Origin of the sequence: Glutamicibacter sp. FBE19 (assembly GCF_015524875.1) — a bacterium.
Taxonomy (GTDB): Bacteria; Actinomycetota; Actinomycetes; order Actinomycetales; family Micrococcaceae; genus Glutamicibacter; species Glutamicibacter halophytocola.
This window is the reverse complement of sequence record NZ_JACKQN010000003.1, coordinates 329,080-344,698: the sequence shown is the minus strand read 5'-3', so window position 1 is coordinate 344,698 and position 15,619 is coordinate 329,080. Positions and strand designations below refer to the sequence as shown.

Genomic DNA, 15,619 nt, shown 5'->3' with positions numbered 1-15,619 from the left:
GCAGATGCGACGATTTTCTTCCTCTAAGTCCAAGTGAAGCAGGACGAGGTTTATTCCCGTTAACGCCGAGATGTCCGTGAAACGCTCCACGGACATCTCGATAAAGATCAAACTATGGGCTCATCAGGCCGAAGCCCAACGCCACGAAAAGCACGAGACCCAGCAAAATGCGGTACCAAACGAAGAAGCGATACGAGTGGGTGGAAACGAACTTCAGGAACCAGCCGACAATCAAGAACCCGACCACGAAGGCGATCGCGGTCGCCACGCCGGTCTGCCCCAGGGTGTATACCCCGGGCTCATCAAAGGTCTTGGCCAACTTGTACAGGCCGGAGGCATAGACAGCAGGGATGGCGAGCAGGAAAGAGTAGCGCGCGGCGGCTTCACGGGTGTATCCCATGAGCAGGCCTGCGGTGATCGTACCGCCGGAACGCGAAACGCCAGGGATCAAGGCCATTGCCTGGGCCAGGCCATAAATGACGCCGTGCTTGACGGTGAGCTTGTCCAGGCTGCGCTGCTGCTTGCCGTAATGATCAGCGAGGGCGAGGAACAGGCCGAAGACCACCAGGGTGGTCGCCACGATCCACAGGGACCGGAAGTTCGTATCGATGTAGTCCTCGAGCAACAGGCCCAGGATAGCGATCGGAATCGAGCCGACAATAATCAGCCAACCCATTTTTGCGTCGGGATCCGAGTGCGGGATCTTGCCGGCAAGGGCTTTGCCCCAGGCTCCGATTATTCTCACGATGTCACGCCAGAAGAACACGATCACCGCAGTCTCTGTTCCGAGCTGGGTAATGGCCGTAAAGGCCGCTCCGGGGTCCTGGGCATTCGGCAAAAGTTCGCCGACAATACGCAGGTGGGCCGAGGACGAGATCGGGAGGAACTCGGTCAGGCCCTGGATCAATCCAAGGAAAGCTGCTTCAAACCAATTCACCCCTCGACATTACTTCACCGCCAGCACGGAACGAGGCTCAAAAACACGATTGGGCCAAAAATCACCCCGTGGTCGTACTCACGCGTCATCTGCAGGTATGGTGAAAGGCAAAAGTTCCGAATACTGGTCGTACAGCGCGTCTTCGTAGTCTTCGAAGGCATCTGCCAGGGCTCCAAATGCGGCGTCCACCGATGCCTCGGCAGCACCGCGGCTTTGCGAAACAACGGCCAGGTGCTGTTCGAGCCGGGCAATCAAAGATTGCAGTGCAAAACTTGGATCAGTACTCATGGTCTTAAGCTACAACGCATAGGGTTCATTAGATAGGGGGCAAGATGCTTCAAGAAAGAATTAAACCGCCGCTGCATCACTCCGATGAACAGCGCTTCGAATATTTGGTGATCACCGCCTTCCCCAGCGAGCCCGTTCATCTTGCCCGTGCCGCCCTGCGTGAACATGCTGACAACGGCAAATGGGAACTGATGCGTACCTGCAGATATGAAGGCGGCGTCTACAAATATTGGCTACGGCGACGCGTCATGAGAATCCGCAGCACCCTTCCGCCAACTGACTAGGCAAGCAGCCTCTACGTATCCAATGGCCCAACAAGCCAGGATGCGACAGTGTTTGCTGCCGAGGCAGCGTTCGAGGGGTGGTACCAGCTGGCCTGCACGTCGCGATACAGCCTCTCGAATTCGGAGCCTCGGAAGTATCCGCTACCGCCCAATAGCTGCCCCAGCACCTGGATATTCTCCCGGGCCGCATCCCCGGCCAGAGTACGCAGGGTGACAAGTTTCGGGAACCACGCTTCGCGGTGATCCACTGCGGCATCTATATCCGCGGCCACCGACCGCTGGAGAGCGTCCAGCGATATGAGCCTCATCGCGGCCTCGGCTAGAAGCCCCCTGGCACGGACATCCTGGGAGTACCTGGTCCCGTCGTGATGCACCTTCTTATTCAGCGCCTCTTGGCCCAAGGCCAAGGCCCGATCCGCGATGCCCACATAGACGCTGGCGGTCAAGGTCAGGAAGGAAGCGAAGATCCCGAAAATCAGCAGATCCGCGTTTGGACCTGCTGGCAGCCGGCTGTGCACCCACTCGCGCGGGGCAACTGCATTAACGAGTTTGGTCGTGTGCGACTGGCTGGCCCGCATGCCCAGGGTGTTCCAGTCCCCCATCGATTCGACCCCCGGCCCCTTGGCTACGAACCCGTGAACCAGTTCACCGGTTGTTTCGTCTTTCCCGAAAACGCCGAGTCGAGTGAATGCCGGTGACAGCGAGGTAAAAATCTTTACCCCGTTAAAAGTCACGGATCCATCTGGTGACGTGCTGGCCGAGGTTTTTGAATCAAAAAGCACCGAATCATTGCCTGGCTCCGAAATTCCGAAGGCCATGACCTCTCCCTGGGAAATCCAGTCGCTGACCATTTGCAGACGATGATCGCCTCGCGCTTGCAACACGTTGGCCACCGAAGCCCAGACGTGGTGCATATTCACCGCCAGCGCCGTGGCTGGGGCTGCCGTGGCCAAGCGCCGTTGGGCCAACGCCAGTTGTTCCAGGCTCCAGCCCAGCCCGCCCTGTCCGACAGGGATCAAGGCTTTCAGATATCCCAACGACACCAGCGCATCAAAGTCCTCTGTGGCGAAGGAATTGTCCGCATCATATTGCCCAGCGCGTTCACGGAATTGCTCTAGAAGTCGATCTGAGAGCACTGACTCGATAGACACTTTTTGCTCCTGCATGTTTGAGGCCTCGTTCCAGCCAGCCACTAGTAGCTGCGCATGAGGTTTTCGAGGACTTTTACCCCGAATTTAATTGCGTCCACCGGGACACGCTCGTCCACGCCGTGGAACATGCCGGTGAAGTCGAGCTCTGCCGGCAATTGCAGGGGCGCAAAACCATATCCGGTGATGCCAATGGTGGCCAGCCATTTGTTGTCGGTGCCGCCAGAGAGCATATAAGGCAAGACAATCGCGTCTGGATCCTCATCCAGCAGCGATTTGACCATGGTGTCTACCAGCGTTCCGGCAAAAGGCACTTCCAGCGAATCCTGCTCGTGGACCATGGAAAGCTCAACGCCTTCTCCCGCCAGTTCAGCTAGCTTCTCCAAGGTTGCTTCGTGCTCATCTGGTAGCGTGCGGCAATCAATGAGCGCCTCCGCCTGCCCCGGAATGACGTTGTGCTTATAGCCAGCCTGCAAGGCCGAGGGGTTAGCGGTGTTCTGCAGGGTTGCTCCGACAAAACGCGAAACATTTCCCATGGCTTCAAGTAGCGGCTGCGGGTTCTGCTGGTCAAATTCCAGCCCCGTCAACTCGGCAACTTGTTCCAGGAGGGACAGCGTGGTTTTGGTATAGGACAAAGGCCATTGGTATTCGCCGATGCGGTGTACTGCACCGGCCAGCGTGGTGACAGCGTTATCAGAGTTAATTTGGGATCCGTGCCCAGCCATTCCTTGCGCGGTGAGCTTCAGCCACGCGATCCCCTTTTCAGCGGTTTGCAGCATATAGGCCCGGCGCCCGTTGATGTCCACGGAAAATCCGCCGACTTCGCTGATCGCTTCCTCGGCGCCTGCAAAGACCTCGGGATGATTTTGCACCATCCAGCCAGAGCCGTAATCGCCGCCAGCTTCTTCGTCTGCGAAGAAAGCAATGATCAAGTCACGCCGTGGCGAGATCTTCTCACGGTGAAGATGCCGGATAGCGGCGATAATCATCGCATCCATATTCTTCATATCCACCGCGCCGCGGCCCCAGATCATGCCATCGATGACTTCGGCGCCGAACGGGTCTACGCTCCAGTCCTCTGCAATGGCTGGAACCACGTCAAGATGCCCATGCACGATGAGCGCCGGCAAGGATGGATCTGAACCCGGAATTCGCAAGACCACATTGGCACGCCCAGGCGCTGACTCGTAGATCTGCGCGTCCAGGCCTACCTCGTCAAACAGCTCGGCAACATAGCGTGCGGCTTCTAGCTCGCCCGCCCCTTTGTTGCCGCCAAAATTCGTCGTATCAATTCGGATCAGCCCGCGGCAAATTTCAACGGCGTCTTTTTCCATGCGCTCAATGGCGGTGGTCATCAGGGAAATACCTTTCGCAGTGGTGGTCTTGAGTTCCACCATAGTAGGCAATGGGCGATTCGTCGCTTGCTGTGGTGGCTTTTGGCGGCTAGCCGTGCAGCTCCAGGTAGGCAGCGCGAGCGCCGGGATGGAGCGGCTGCCCAGCGGTGCTGATAAGCGTTTCAGGTGTCAAATGCTGGATTCCGGCGCTGGATTCGGGAACAAGCTGTTGCGCTTTGGTCGCGAGAAGCAGCACGATCGCCTTCGCAGTTCTATCCGGCAAATCAGCGCGGGCCATCAACAAATTGCTGACACCAATCGTGTCAACGCCAGATATTCCTGGATACGTGTTGCCTGGAATGACCACGCGATCATAAAGACCGGGATAGGCATCGCGCAGTTGAGGCAGCACCTTGGAGATATCCAAGAGATTCAAGTCCAGATTTTGGGCCAGCTCGGCCAGGGGCTTTACCGGCATCCCGCCAAATAGGAAGAGCGCATCAATGCGGCCCTGGCTGAGCGCGTGAAGCCCTGCCGTGTACCCAAGTTTGCGTTCCTCCGGCGGCTGGCTATGCTCATTGAGTCCAGCAACCTGCAGTATCCGCTGTCCTGTAACCCAGGTTCCCGAACCGGCCGCGCCCGTGCCGATAATGCGGCCAGGGAAATCGGCGAGGGATCGGATGCCGCTGCCGGCTCGGACAATGCAATGAAAATAATTCTGGTAGACCCTCCCCAACGCCTGTATGCCACTGTGGTCCTTGTCTTCTGAACGAAATTCAGCGACAGTATCGGCAAGGGCTAAGGCCAAATGGGCGCCGCCTTGGACAAGCAGTTCAAGATTCTGCGCACTTGCCTGGGTTTTCAGGGCGCTTGACTGCTCGGCAATTCGTTCGTTGACCAAGGCCGAGGAAAGCAGTTGCGCAAACTCGAAGTACATTCCGCCTTCTTCACCTGAAGCAATGTCAAGACGGGGTTCCGTGGCGCGTCTGCTGCATGCGCTCAGGACAGGCATCGACAGGACCACGGGGGCAGCCATCAGGAATTTGAGGATCATGCGGCGCTCGGGTGGATTTTTCTCAGTCATCGCTCTTCTCCGTGAGTGATGGGGCGCGGGGCAATCTGATAATGGACGCGAGCCCGGCCTGTGGGTTAGCCGTCACGAGCAGCTGGCCTGAGTTTGCCCGTGCCAGCCGATCAACGATCGCCAATCCCAGTCCCGTGCCCGCAGTGCCTCGGACGCTTTCCGCTCGCCAAAAACGTTCTCCCGCACGTCCGATTTCAGTCTTGTTCATCCCTGGGCCTTGATCGCAGATCATGACTTCAACCATTGTCGGAGAACTTTTTACGGACAACGTGATTTTAGTGGCTGGCGCATATTTGATCGCATTTTCCAGAAGCTCCGCAACCATCTGCTGCAGGTCGAAGAGATTGCACCAAACCGACACGTCTTGTGTTGATTCCGCCGCTCCTTCCAGAATCAATGTATTTCCTGCTGCCTGTGCGGTAGCCGACTGGCGCTCAAACTCTTCTGCGAGGACCTGCAGAACATTTATGGATTCTTTCCCAGCAGATGAATCAGCAACGCCTTCCTCCGAGTTTTGCTCGGTTAAACGGTGCTCTGCACTAGCCAAGCGCAAAACTCCGTCCAATAGCATTTCCACTCGTGCCAGCTCATTTTCAACTGAACGCAACCCTTCCGCGCTCGCCCGATCGGGAAGCCTCATTTTCAACAAGTCCACCCGGAGCCTCAACGCGGCCACAGGATTGCGCAGTTGATGGGAGGTTTCTGCAATGAGCTCTTGTTGCTGTTGAAGACTTGTCGCCATGGTGTGGGCCATGGAGCTGACCGAGCGCGACAACGCGCGCAGTTCCGGCGGGCCCTGCTCAACGAGCGGGATGGGACGCTGCGTTTGAGTCAGCAACTGAACTGAGTCATCGAGGCGATGCAAGGGGCGCAAAACCCAGGTTGCCAACCGGTTAGCCAATAACAGGAAGACAGCGCCGACGGTGAGGGTCGCGAGAATGACCATGCTCGATGCTTGAAGAACCTTCATGCGCGCTGGTTCCAGATTCACTTTCATGGTGACCGATCCCAGCACCTGGCCAGTATTCCCGAACGGACGCGCAATTAAGGCCCCGGAGTCAAGAAATGGGTTCACCGCAGGAATGTCCGTGCGTTCAAGGTTTAGCGCGGCTGCACGCAGCGTATCGGCCACATCAGGGTCTTGTGCACTGATGTTCCCGGAAACTAGCTGGTGTCCGTCGGCAATTATCAGCAGCCCTTCGTCATAGAGGCCGGAATACGTATCCATCTCGATTTGAAGCATTTCCAAGTCATCATCGCTCGCGACATGCGACGCGAGCTGGACGAATCGATTCAGTGCCGAGAGCCGGTTCGAGAGAATCTCAGCTGCGGCATCACGGCTGACCCCCTGCATCAGAACCGTGCTGACGAGAACGACGATCACCAGCAGCGAGGAGCCAAGCACCCCCAAGACCCGGACTCTCACGACGACGGAGCCTCAAGGCGATATCCGACACCGCGAACGTTGACGATCATCCCGGAGCGGGCAAGCTTCGAGCGAAGTCCGGTCAGGTGCACGTCGAGCGAACGGGACACTGCAAGGAAAGCATCGCCCCATAGTTGATCGAGGATCTGTTCACGGGTCACCACGGATCCTGCATGCCGGGCAAGCAAAGTGAGCAGTTGAAATTCCTTGGCGGTCAGGGCAAGAGCCTTCCCCGCCAGAACCGCTTCATGCTTATCCAGATTAATCACCAGGGATCCGGCGCTGATCTGGTTTCTGTCTGCCCCGGAGTTCACGTTGGACCGGCGTGCTACGGCATCAATCCTAGCCAGCAAGACGGTGAGCCCGATGGGCTTCACCAGATAGTCGTCAGCACCTTGGCGCAGACCGCGAACCACACTGCGTTCATCGTTCCTGGCGCTCAGGATGACCACTGGCACGTCGCTCACTTGCCTGAGCTTGCGAAGGACTTCCAACCCGTCCATGTCCGGCAGGCCAAGATCCAACAAGATCAACTCGGCGTCATGGTGGCGCAGCAAGGCATCGGATCCCCTGCCAGCGTGCGTGGCCTCATGGCCAGCAGCGCTAACAGCATCAATGAGCGCATCCGCAACTGCCTGGTCGTCCTCGACGATCAAAAGCCGCACGGCACCATCCTTGGTGTTTGAATTTGGGCGCTCGGCCCGCGATAACTAGGCAATTCTAGCAATTTTCCAGGCACCAAGCTTCGGCGCCGGCTCGTTGTCCTAAGAAAGTGTTAGTACTTCCAACTCAGATTGCAAGTAATCTGAATCACTACCATTATTGATTACGATCTCGCACGCTTGTGGCCCTCATCACCGACGATGAAGGCCTCAGCGAACCGCACTGTGACAAAGGAATGACCTCATGAGTGAAAGCACCCAGGCACCCGATGCCGGCCTAGAGTCCGGCGGGCCACCGCGCTGGAAAATTATCGGCCCCGGATTGGTTGTCGCCGCTACGGGCGTTGGCGCCGCAGATATGGTCGCAACCCTCGTAGCCGGCAGCCAATATGGCTATGCCCTGCTCTGGGCAGTCATCTTGGGCGTCATCTTGAAAATCGTCCTCGTTGAAGGCGCCGGCCGCTATACCCTTGCCACAGGCCAGACGATCTTCGAAGGCTGGAAGTCCCTGGGCAAGTGGACCACTTGGTACTTTGGCCCCTACATCATCATCTGGGGCTTCGTCTACGGTGCGACGGCAATGAGTTCGGCGGCATTGCCCCTAGCAGCATTGATCCCTGGCGTGGACCTGAAGATCTGGGCCATCATCATGGGCCTTTTGGGCTTTGTCATGGTCTGGTTCGGCCGCTACCACTTCTTCGAAAAGGTCACTGCGGTGCTAGTGGGCATCATGTTCATCACCGTGGTGGGCCTGGCAGTGATCGCAGTGCCCAATGTCCCAGAAATGCTCAAGGGCCTGATCCCGATGATCCCCAAGGGCGGCGTGATCTACACCCTGGCCTTGGCGGGCGGCGTGGGCGGCACCATCACCCTGGCAGCCTACGGCTACTGGCTGCGCGAAAAGGGCTGGTACACCCCCAAGTGGATGCGGGTTATGCGCATCGATAATTCCATGGCCTATGTCATGACCGGCATCTTCGTGATCGCCATGCTGATCGTCGGCGCCGAGGTAGTCCGTGCCGCCGGCGTGTCCATCTCCGGTGGCGACAAGGGACTGCTGGAACTGGGCGATGTGCTCAAGGCGGAATACGGCGTGGTGGTCGGCAACGGCTTCCTGATCGGTTTCTGGGCAGCTTCCTTCTCCTCGATCATCGGCGTATGGAACGGTGTTTCGCTGATGTTCGCAGACTTCTGGGGCCACATGCGCAAGAAGCCTGCCAACCACCCGGACACCTTGACCGGCGGCAAATACTTCAAGTTCTATGTCCTATGGCTGACCTTCCCGCCAATGGTGCTGTTCCTGCTGGACAAGCCAATCGCGCTGATCCTGGCCTACGGTGTGCTCGGCGCGCTGTTCATGCCGTTCCTTGCAGTCACCTTGCTGGGCCTGCTCAACGGCAAGCGAATCCCGAAGCAGTGGGCCAACCGCTGGCACACCAACACCGCCCTGGCCATTACCGCAATCCTCTTCATCATTCTTGGCATACAGCAGCTCTACAAGGCTCTCTCCCCCCTATGGGCCGGATAGAACTTGGCTAGTTGGTTCGAGGCCGCCAGCATCTGTGCAGTTTGCGCAGAAGCGGGCGGCCTCGGCGTTTAAGCTGGTTTCATGAGCATCGACAAAATCGGCATTCTCGGGGCAGGCCGTGCCGGAACCGCACTGGCCAGAGCGGCAGCCTCCGGCGGCATTCACGTGACGATTGCAGGCTCCAGGCCAGCGAGGCTCATGAAATACCATTTGGCACAGTATGCGCCACAGGCCATCGCCATGGACGCCATCGACATCGCCAAAGACGTACAGCTAGTAGCTCTGATGGTTCCGCAGGAAGACTTGGACGACATCGACAGCGAATCGCTGGCGGGTTCGCTGCTGATCGACGCAACAAACCGGTGGAACGACGAACCGCTGCCGCACTGGCTGCAAAGTGCCATTGATCGAGGCCTTTCAAGTTCAGAGGCGATCGCTGAACACTTCAGCCAATCCCGCGTGGCCAAGGCCTTGAACCACATCAGCCACTGGGACCTCGATGCGGATCGAGCCTCCAAATCCGCGGCCCGGCGCGCCTTGGGAATCGCGGCTGACAGTCCCCAAGATGCCGCATTGGTCGCATCATTGGTTCGCCAATTGGGTTTCACCCCGGTTCAGCTTCCCGAATTGGCCTCTGGCAAAGCGCTAGAACCCAAGGGACAAATCTTCAATGAAGTACTCGGCGCAGAAGAATTCATCCGAAGGATTGACAGCGAAAATCAAGTGTGAGTGCCGGCCAAACCCGCGCTTCACTAGGACAATCACACAAGTTTCATGTGACCCTTGCCACTGATTGAGGGATTTTTTCCCTTAAATCACTACTCAACCCTGAATTTACCGCGAATTTACGGGGTTTTTCGGCATCGAGGCCGAGAACCGCCCGATTGGAATTCACTCGAAAGGGATGGTAAAGTTTTACTTCGTTGCCAGCGATAACAACGCGAACAACGAGTAACCTGCGCGGGTGGCGGAATAGGTAGACGCGCTAGCTTGAGGTGCTAGTCCTCGCAAGAGGGTAGGGGTTCAAGTCCCCTTTCGCGCACAGGTGAAATTCCCGGTTGACTTAGGTCAACCGGGAATTTCTTTTTATGCGCTCGACGCAGATTCCCTCCGCTTCACTCTTCCTCGCATAAGGTACAGCTATGGATTCCTCAGGACACCTCAATAGCCCCGGCGAGCATGGATTTCTTCCCGTCAGTGATGGACATTGTCTGTTCTGGGAGGAATCAGGCCTTCCCCAAGGCGTCCCGGCCTTGCACCTTCATGGCGGTCCCGGTGGGACCCTGGGGAATTCAGGTTACCGGCATCGCTGGGATCTGGCTCGCACCCGCCTTATCGGGTTCGAGCAACGCGGTTGTGGGCGCTCGACACCATCGGCTGCCGATCTCAATATCCCTGCAGATCAATTCACGACCCAGAAACTGATCGAGGATATCGAGGCCTTGAGAATCGATCGAGGAATCGACAAGTGGATTTTGAATGGGGTGTCCTGGGGATCAACATTGGCGCTGGCCTACGCCCAGGCGCACCCAAGCAGGGTGATCGGCCTCGTTCTCTTTGCCGTCACTACGACAAGTCGCGAAGAAGTCCAGTGGATAACTGAAACAGTCGGGGCCATCTTTCCCGAGGCTTGGGACCGGTTGTCAAAATTTGCCCGGACGCACATCCCTGGTTATGAATCAGGTGAAATGTCTTTGGTCGAGGCCTACGCACAGATGCTTTCCTCCCCTGTTTCCGATCTTCGAGATGCCGCATCGATCGAATGGGCCCTTTGGGAAGATACCCATATTTCTCTCGGCAGCGAACGGGTCCTTCGCGATCCACGCTGGAAGGAGAAAGAATTCCGCCACGCCATGACCCGCCTAACCACGCATTTCTGGTCTCACTCCGGATTCTGCCAACCGCCAATTCTGGATCAGGTCGAGCGCATCAATCATCTTCCTGCAATATTCATCCATGGAAGGAACGACGTTTCCAGTCCTGCGGCAACTGCTTGGAATCTCCACCGGTCATGGCCAGGTTCTGAGTTGCAGATCTGTGAAGGGGATGCACACGGCGGGGCATCAATGGTGGAGCGCTGGACAGCTGCAAACTTGAAAATGCTGGACCTCGCTTCTTGATAGCATCAACTCTGGGCGTTCAGCCACAGCAGCCCGTCTCCCCCGAATTTTCCTGGAGCCATCAACATGCGCATTGCCATGCTTTCCCTGCACACTTCGCCCATGCAGCAACCGGGTTCAGGTGATGCCGGCGGCATGAATGTCTACATCCAGAACTTGTCCTTTGCGCTGGGCGCCCTGGGCCATGAAGTGCACATGATTACTCGCACCGCGGCTGAATCCCAATCCCTTCAGGTTGGCGAAGGCGTTTGGATGCACGAAGTTCAGGTGGCTGCAAATCAATCATTGTCCAAGGAACAGCTTCCTGAAATCATTGGCCCAGCCGTCCTTGCAGTATCCGCACATCTTCAGGGGCTGAAGTTCGACATCATTCACGCCCATTATTGGCTCTCGGGAATGGCCGGACTCGAACTCGCAGAGCTTTGGTCCGTTCCGCTGCTCGTTTCGATGCACACCTCGGCTTCGGCGAAAGAGCATGAGTCGGGCATCCCCGAGCCGGGCAATCGTAAACAGGCCGAGAAACAATTGCTGTTGGAATGTGCCCGAATCATTGCCAACACGCCGGTTGAAGCCAAGCAGCTCGCGCGCTTCTACCAGGTCGAATCCACCAAATTGGATGTGGTGCTGCCCGGGGTCAATCACCGGATTTTCCACCCTAATCAGGACAAGTTGCGCCGCCCGCTGGGCGAAGATGACCTGCACCTGGTCTACGCGGGCCGCATGCAACCGCTCAAAGGCGCGCACTTATTGCTTAATGCCATGGGCGCGGCACGCCGCAGCCATCCCGATTTGCGGATCACCGCATCGCTTTTTGGCGCATCTTCTGGGTCCGCGGACTACGACCTGAAATCAATGGCCAACGAACAGAACCTGGGCGATGTTGTGCGATTCTATGATCCCTTGGAACCGGCCAAACTGGCCCTGGTTTTTGCCAATGCTGACATTGTCGCCGTTCCGTCGCTTTCCGAAACCTTTGGGCTGGTGGCCGCCGAAGCACAAGCTTGCGGGACACCGGTCCTGGCCAATGCCGTTGGCGGGCTCGCCTACGCGGTGAACGACGGAAAATCGGGTTGGCTTATGCCTGAAGCGGACGCTTCCCTGTGGGCCCAGAAACTTGTTGAGCTGGCCCAGAATCCTGATGCGGTGACAACAGCCGGTCATGGCGCCCTTGAACATTCCGGGCTATTCACCTGGGAGCGTGCCGCAGTGGCGACGCTGGCCAGTTACCGAATTGCCCAGTCTGAAGTTCAAAGCTGATTAAAAGCTCTGGTCTTCAATCGTTGCTGATTGAAGACCAGAAGCTTGCCGATTAGGAACCGGCGACAGAGAGTTCCAGCTCGAAATGCGGCTTGCCCTTGCGCGCATGCCACGCGTTCACGCGGTAGCCATGATCAGTTGGCTCAAAAGCCAAATCAACGGCGGCCGGTAGGACTACTGGGGTCTTGAACTCGATGTTCCATGAATAGGACCCCCGGCCGGGTTCAATACCAGACAGCGCTCGTGCTGCCATGTAGATACCGTGTGCAATGGCTCCGGGCATCCCCAGGACTTTGGCGCTCAACGCCGACAAATGGATCGGGTTGTAGTCACCGGCGACTTTCGCCCACCGCCGGCCAGTGCCAGCGTCAAGTTTCCAGTGGGCAGTACGAACCGGCATGTCAAAGGCAGTGCGCTCACTGCGGCTTGGCTTCTCGCCGGACAGTTTTACGCCTTTGGCAAGGAAGGTACTGCGCAGGAGCATTCGATCCTTGCCGTCGGCTACGATCCGGATTACCAGATCGCACGTTGCCCCTTTTGAGTGGGCACGCAGATTTTCGCTGTGCACCTCGACATCGAAGGCTTCACCTTCGCCCAGGGGCGCAGCGACATCGACGTGATTGCTCAAGTGAATCATGCCCAGAAGTGGCAATGGGAAGTCATCATGCAGCATCAGGGACATGGCCAATGGGAAAGCCAAGGAATGTACATAAAGGCTGGGCAGCACGGCGTTCATCGGCGCTCCCACTGCCCTGCGGTACTCGTTGAGCTTCTCCGGGTCAGCGTGAGCGCCCTGGAAGACCAGTACTGTTTGCGGCAACACCGGATCCTTGGGTTTGCGTCCGAGAGTTTTTGCGGCTTTGGCAAAAACCGAGGCCATGGAGGGGATCTCGGAAACGATCTGCGCGCCCATTCAGGCACCAACCAGCGATTGTCCGCACACGCGGAGCACTTGCCCGTTAAGACCGGCGGCCGCGTCCGAGCCGAGGAAGCTGATAGCTTCGGCCACGTCTTCAGGCAAACCACCCTGCATCAGTGACGGAAGGACCAAGCGCGCCACAGTGCGAGTGCCGACAGGAATCTTTGCCGTCATGTCGGTTTCAATGAACCCTGGAGCAACGGCCGCGATTGATCCGCCATTTTCGGCAAACAGCTTGGCGCTTGAGCGCACCATGCCGATCACGCCGCCCTTGGACGCAGCGTAGTTTGTCTGGCCGCGATTGCCTGCAATGCCAGAGGTGGAGGCCAGCGACACGACACGCAGGTTCGGCAGCTTTGCCGCCAGGAAGGCTTCGTTCATGCGCAACTGGGAGGCGATGTTCACGGCAATGACGGAATCCCAGCGGCCGGCGTCCATGTTGGCCAGCAACTTGTCGCGGGTGATCCCGGCGTTATGAACCACGATGTCCAGCGAGCCGTGGCGTCCGATCGCATGATCCATGATCTGCTGGGCCGCATCTGGCGCGGTAACATCCAGCTGGAGAGTGGTCGCTCCAATGGTATTGGCCACCTTTGCCAATGAGTCGCCAGCTTGCGGCATGTCTACGACGACCACCTGCGCGCCGTCGCGGGCCAAGGTGCGGGCGATAGCTGCGCCAATGCCCCGAGCTGCACCAGTGACCACTGCGACTTTGCCCGCCAATGGCCGGTTGAAGTCTTCTGGCAGTGCGCCGTCATCAGTGCGCACCGTCAGGAACTGGCCGTCGATGTAGGCACTGCGACCGGAGAAAAAGAAACGCAGGGCTGCCAAGGCACTGGGGCTGACCGCAGAAGTCGACTCTTCGAGCACGATGCCATTGGTGGTGGATCCACCGCGCATTTCGCGTCCAAGAGAACGGATAGCTCCGTCGATTCCCTGGCGTACTGCAGCCAGGGCCGGGTCGTCTTCTGCCGTGGCTGGACGCGATATGGAAACAACGCGCGCGCCAGGGAGCAGTTGGCGCAGGGCGCGACCAGCACTGAGCATGATTGGCGAGAGCGACTGCGGATGATCCAGCTCTTCAAGCAGCAGGAGGATGCCACCGAGTTTGGCCTCGCCAGCATCATGCCGGCGGACATCCAGCCCCCAAGAAACCAGGATGTCGCTGAGTTCCTGGGCTCGTGCCGATGCACCGAGCACAAGAACTGGCCCCGGCAGCAGCGGGCTATCTGGAGTGTAGCGGCGCAAGCGTGGTGGCCTGGGCAGGCCCAAGAGCTTGGCCAGCTTCTTTGTTGCCCCGGTGTTCACGAGTTCCATGTACTTGTCTGCCATTAGCTGCGTGCCTCCAAAATTGCCACGACACCCTGTCCACCTGCGGCACAGACAGAAATCAATGCGCGTCCTGAACCCTTTTCGTGCAGCATCTTCGCGGTGCTGGCGATGATGCGTCCACCGGTGGCGGCGAATGGGTGGCCCGCGGCCAACGAGGACCCGTTGACGTTCAGCTTGCTCCGGTCGATGGCTCCCAGCGGTGCCTGCAGACCCAGCTTCTCACGGCAGAATTCCTCATTTTCCCATGCTTTGAGGGTCGAGAGTACTGTCCCGGCAAAGGCCTCATGGATCTCGTAGAAGTCAAAATCCTGCAGGGTGAGATTATTGCGTTCGAGCATTCGGGCGGTCGCATAGGCCGGTGCCATCAGCAATCCTTCAGCACCGTGGACAAAGTCCACCGCGGCTGCCTCGAAATCAACAAAGTTGGCCAGCATCGGAAGGTCGTGGCTGCGAGCATATTCCTCGCTCCCCAAGAGCACCACCGAAGCGCCGTCGGTCAGCGGGGTCGAGTTGCCTGCGGTCATGGTTGCTTCGTCGCCAAGATTCTTGCCGAAGGCCGGCTTGAGCTTGCCCAGCTTTTCCAAGGTCGAATCGGCGCGCAAGTTATTGTCCTTGGACAGGCCGTTAAAGGGGGTTATGAGGTCATTGAAGAAACCACGGTCATAAGCAGCGGCAAGATTTGCGTGGCTGGCCATGGCCAATTCATCTTGTGCTTCGCGGGTAATTTTCCAGGCCTTGGTGGTCAGCGCCTGATGATCGCCCATGGACAGTCCCGTGCGTGGCTCTCCGGTGCCTGGCGCCGAGGGCGCCAGGTGCGATGGGCGGATCTTTGCAAGCGCTGATAGCTTGGCCTTCGTCGTACGTGCACGAGCCAATTCGAGCAAAATTCCACGCAGTGATTCAGAAACGGCAATCGGCGCATCCGAAGTCGTATCGACGCCACCGCCAATAGCCGACTCGAGCTGTCCAAGCTTGATCTTGTTGGCCAGCGAGCCGATGGCTTCCATTCCGGTGGCGCAGGCCATCTGCACATCGTAGGCGGGAGTTGCCGGATCCAGCGAAGAGCCGAGGACCGATTCACGAATGAGGTTGAAGTCCTTGGAGTGCTTGAGCACTGCGCCACCGCTGACCGCGCCCATGCGCTGGCCTTGCAAGCCGTAGCGGGCCACGAGCCCTTCGAGAGCGGCGGTGAACATGTCTTGGTTCGACGCATTGACGTAGGCGGTATTGGAACGAGCAAAGGGGATGCGGTTTCCACCGATTATCACGGCATTGCGCACTGACTGTTGGGCCATGTTCA

15 protein-coding genes and 1 tRNA gene are annotated in these 15,619 nt (G+C 58.1%); 6 read left to right on the top strand and 10 right to left on the bottom strand.

Annotation, left to right across the window (positions count from 1 at the left end; translation table 11 throughout):
- Window positions 1-112: 112 nt before the first annotated feature.
- Together H6F58_RS07570 and H6F58_RS07565 are read right to left on the bottom strand one after the other, a co-directional pair.
- Window positions 113-937: an undecaprenyl-diphosphate phosphatase gene (locus tag H6F58_RS07570; protein WP_146275113.1), complete on the bottom strand. Its 825-nt coding sequence runs from the start codon at window positions 935-937 to the stop codon at window positions 113-115.
- A gap of 78 nt (window positions 938-1,015) precedes the next feature.
- On the bottom strand, window positions 1,016-1,225 hold the full coding sequence (locus H6F58_RS07565) for a hypothetical protein (protein WP_060701582.1): 210 nt from the start codon (window positions 1,223-1,225) through the stop codon (window positions 1,016-1,018).
- A gap of 44 nt (window positions 1,226-1,269) precedes the next feature.
- Here H6F58_RS07565 and H6F58_RS07560 point away from each other — a divergent pair, with 44 nt between their 5' ends.
- On the top strand, window positions 1,270-1,509 hold the full coding sequence (locus H6F58_RS07560; protein ID WP_171919241.1) for a DUF5703 family protein: 240 nt from the start codon (window positions 1,270-1,272) through the stop codon (window positions 1,507-1,509).
- 11 nt (window positions 1,510-1,520) lie between these two features.
- On the opposite strand, the gene H6F58_RS07555 is transcribed toward H6F58_RS07560, so the two are convergent.
- From H6F58_RS07555 to H6F58_RS07535, 5 genes are all read right to left on the bottom strand, one after another.
- The gene (locus H6F58_RS07555; protein WP_195181510.1) at window positions 1,521-2,660 is read right to left on the bottom strand and encodes an acyl-CoA dehydrogenase family protein; all 1,140 of its coding nucleotides are present in this window, start codon (window positions 2,658-2,660) and stop codon (window positions 1,521-1,523) included.
- Between the two features lie 41 nt (window positions 2,661-2,701).
- The gene (locus H6F58_RS07550; protein WP_146275110.1) at window positions 2,702-4,012 is read right to left on the bottom strand and encodes a M20/M25/M40 family metallo-hydrolase; all 1,311 of its coding nucleotides are present in this window, start codon (window positions 4,010-4,012) and stop codon (window positions 2,702-2,704) included.
- Window positions 4,013-4,100: 88 nt separating this feature from the next.
- Window positions 4,101-5,075 carry a TAXI family TRAP transporter solute-binding subunit gene (locus tag H6F58_RS07545; protein ID WP_195181509.1) on the bottom strand — a complete coding sequence of 325 codons (975 nt, stop codon included), beginning with the start codon at window positions 5,073-5,075 and terminating at the stop codon, window positions 4,101-4,103.
- Complete coding sequence (locus H6F58_RS07540; protein WP_348536385.1) at window positions 5,068-6,480, bottom strand: HAMP domain-containing sensor histidine kinase; 1,413 nt, start codon at window positions 6,478-6,480, stop codon at window positions 5,068-5,070. The genes H6F58_RS07545 and H6F58_RS07540 overlap by 8 nt, the downstream gene beginning before the upstream one ends.
- Before the next feature lie 17 nt (window positions 6,481-6,497).
- Window positions 6,498-7,166: a response regulator transcription factor gene (locus H6F58_RS07535; RefSeq protein ID WP_195181507.1), complete on the bottom strand. Its 669-nt coding sequence runs from the start codon at window positions 7,164-7,166 to the stop codon at window positions 6,498-6,500.
- A gap of 241 nt (window positions 7,167-7,407) precedes the next feature.
- Here H6F58_RS07535 and H6F58_RS07530 point away from each other — a divergent pair, with 241 nt between their 5' ends.
- The 5 genes from H6F58_RS07530 to H6F58_RS07510 all read left to right on the top strand — a co-directional run bounded on the left by H6F58_RS07530 (window position 7,408) and on the right by H6F58_RS07510 (window position 12,068).
- Complete coding sequence (locus tag H6F58_RS07530) at window positions 7,408-8,691, top strand: Nramp family divalent metal transporter (RefSeq protein ID WP_195181506.1); 1,284 nt, start codon at window positions 7,408-7,410, stop codon at window positions 8,689-8,691.
- 81 nt (window positions 8,692-8,772) lie between these two features.
- Window positions 8,773-9,420, top strand: a complete 648-nt coding sequence (locus H6F58_RS07525) for an NAD(P)-binding domain-containing protein (protein WP_195181505.1) — start codon at window positions 8,773-8,775, stop codon at window positions 9,418-9,420.
- Window positions 9,421-9,649: 229 nt separating this feature from the next.
- Window positions 9,650-9,733 (top strand) — tRNA-Leu (locus H6F58_RS07520).
- A gap of 100 nt (window positions 9,734-9,833) precedes the next feature.
- On the top strand, window positions 9,834-10,811 hold the full coding sequence (locus tag H6F58_RS07515) for an alpha/beta fold hydrolase (RefSeq protein WP_146275104.1): 978 nt from the start codon (window positions 9,834-9,836) through the stop codon (window positions 10,809-10,811).
- A 102-nt stretch (window positions 10,812-10,913) separates the two neighbouring features.
- Window positions 10,914-12,068, top strand: coding sequence for a glycosyltransferase (locus H6F58_RS07510; RefSeq protein WP_206693530.1), 1,155 nt, complete (start codon window positions 10,914-10,916; stop codon window positions 12,066-12,068).
- Between the two features lie 52 nt (window positions 12,069-12,120).
- Here the strand turns inward: H6F58_RS07510 and H6F58_RS07505 are convergent, their stop codons facing one another.
- Genes H6F58_RS07505 through H6F58_RS07495 form a run of 3 tightly spaced genes read right to left on the bottom strand, consistent with a single transcriptional unit; the run spans window position 12,121 to window position 15,614 of the window.
- Window positions 12,121-12,981, bottom strand: coding sequence for a MaoC/PaaZ C-terminal domain-containing protein (locus tag H6F58_RS07505; protein ID WP_195181503.1), 861 nt, complete (start codon window positions 12,979-12,981; stop codon window positions 12,121-12,123).
- Window positions 12,982-14,319 (bottom strand): 3-oxoacyl-ACP reductase, encoded by a 1,338-nt coding sequence (locus H6F58_RS07500; RefSeq protein WP_195181502.1) that lies wholly within the window; start codon window positions 14,317-14,319, stop codon window positions 12,982-12,984. It abuts the gene before it with no gap.
- Window positions 14,319-15,614 carry an acetyl-CoA C-acetyltransferase gene (locus tag H6F58_RS07495; RefSeq protein WP_171919233.1) on the bottom strand — a complete coding sequence of 432 codons (1,296 nt, stop codon included), beginning with the start codon at window positions 15,612-15,614 and terminating at the stop codon, window positions 14,319-14,321. Before H6F58_RS07495 ends, H6F58_RS07500 begins: the two co-directional genes overlap by 1 nt.
- Window positions 15,615-15,619: the final 5 nt, after the last annotated feature.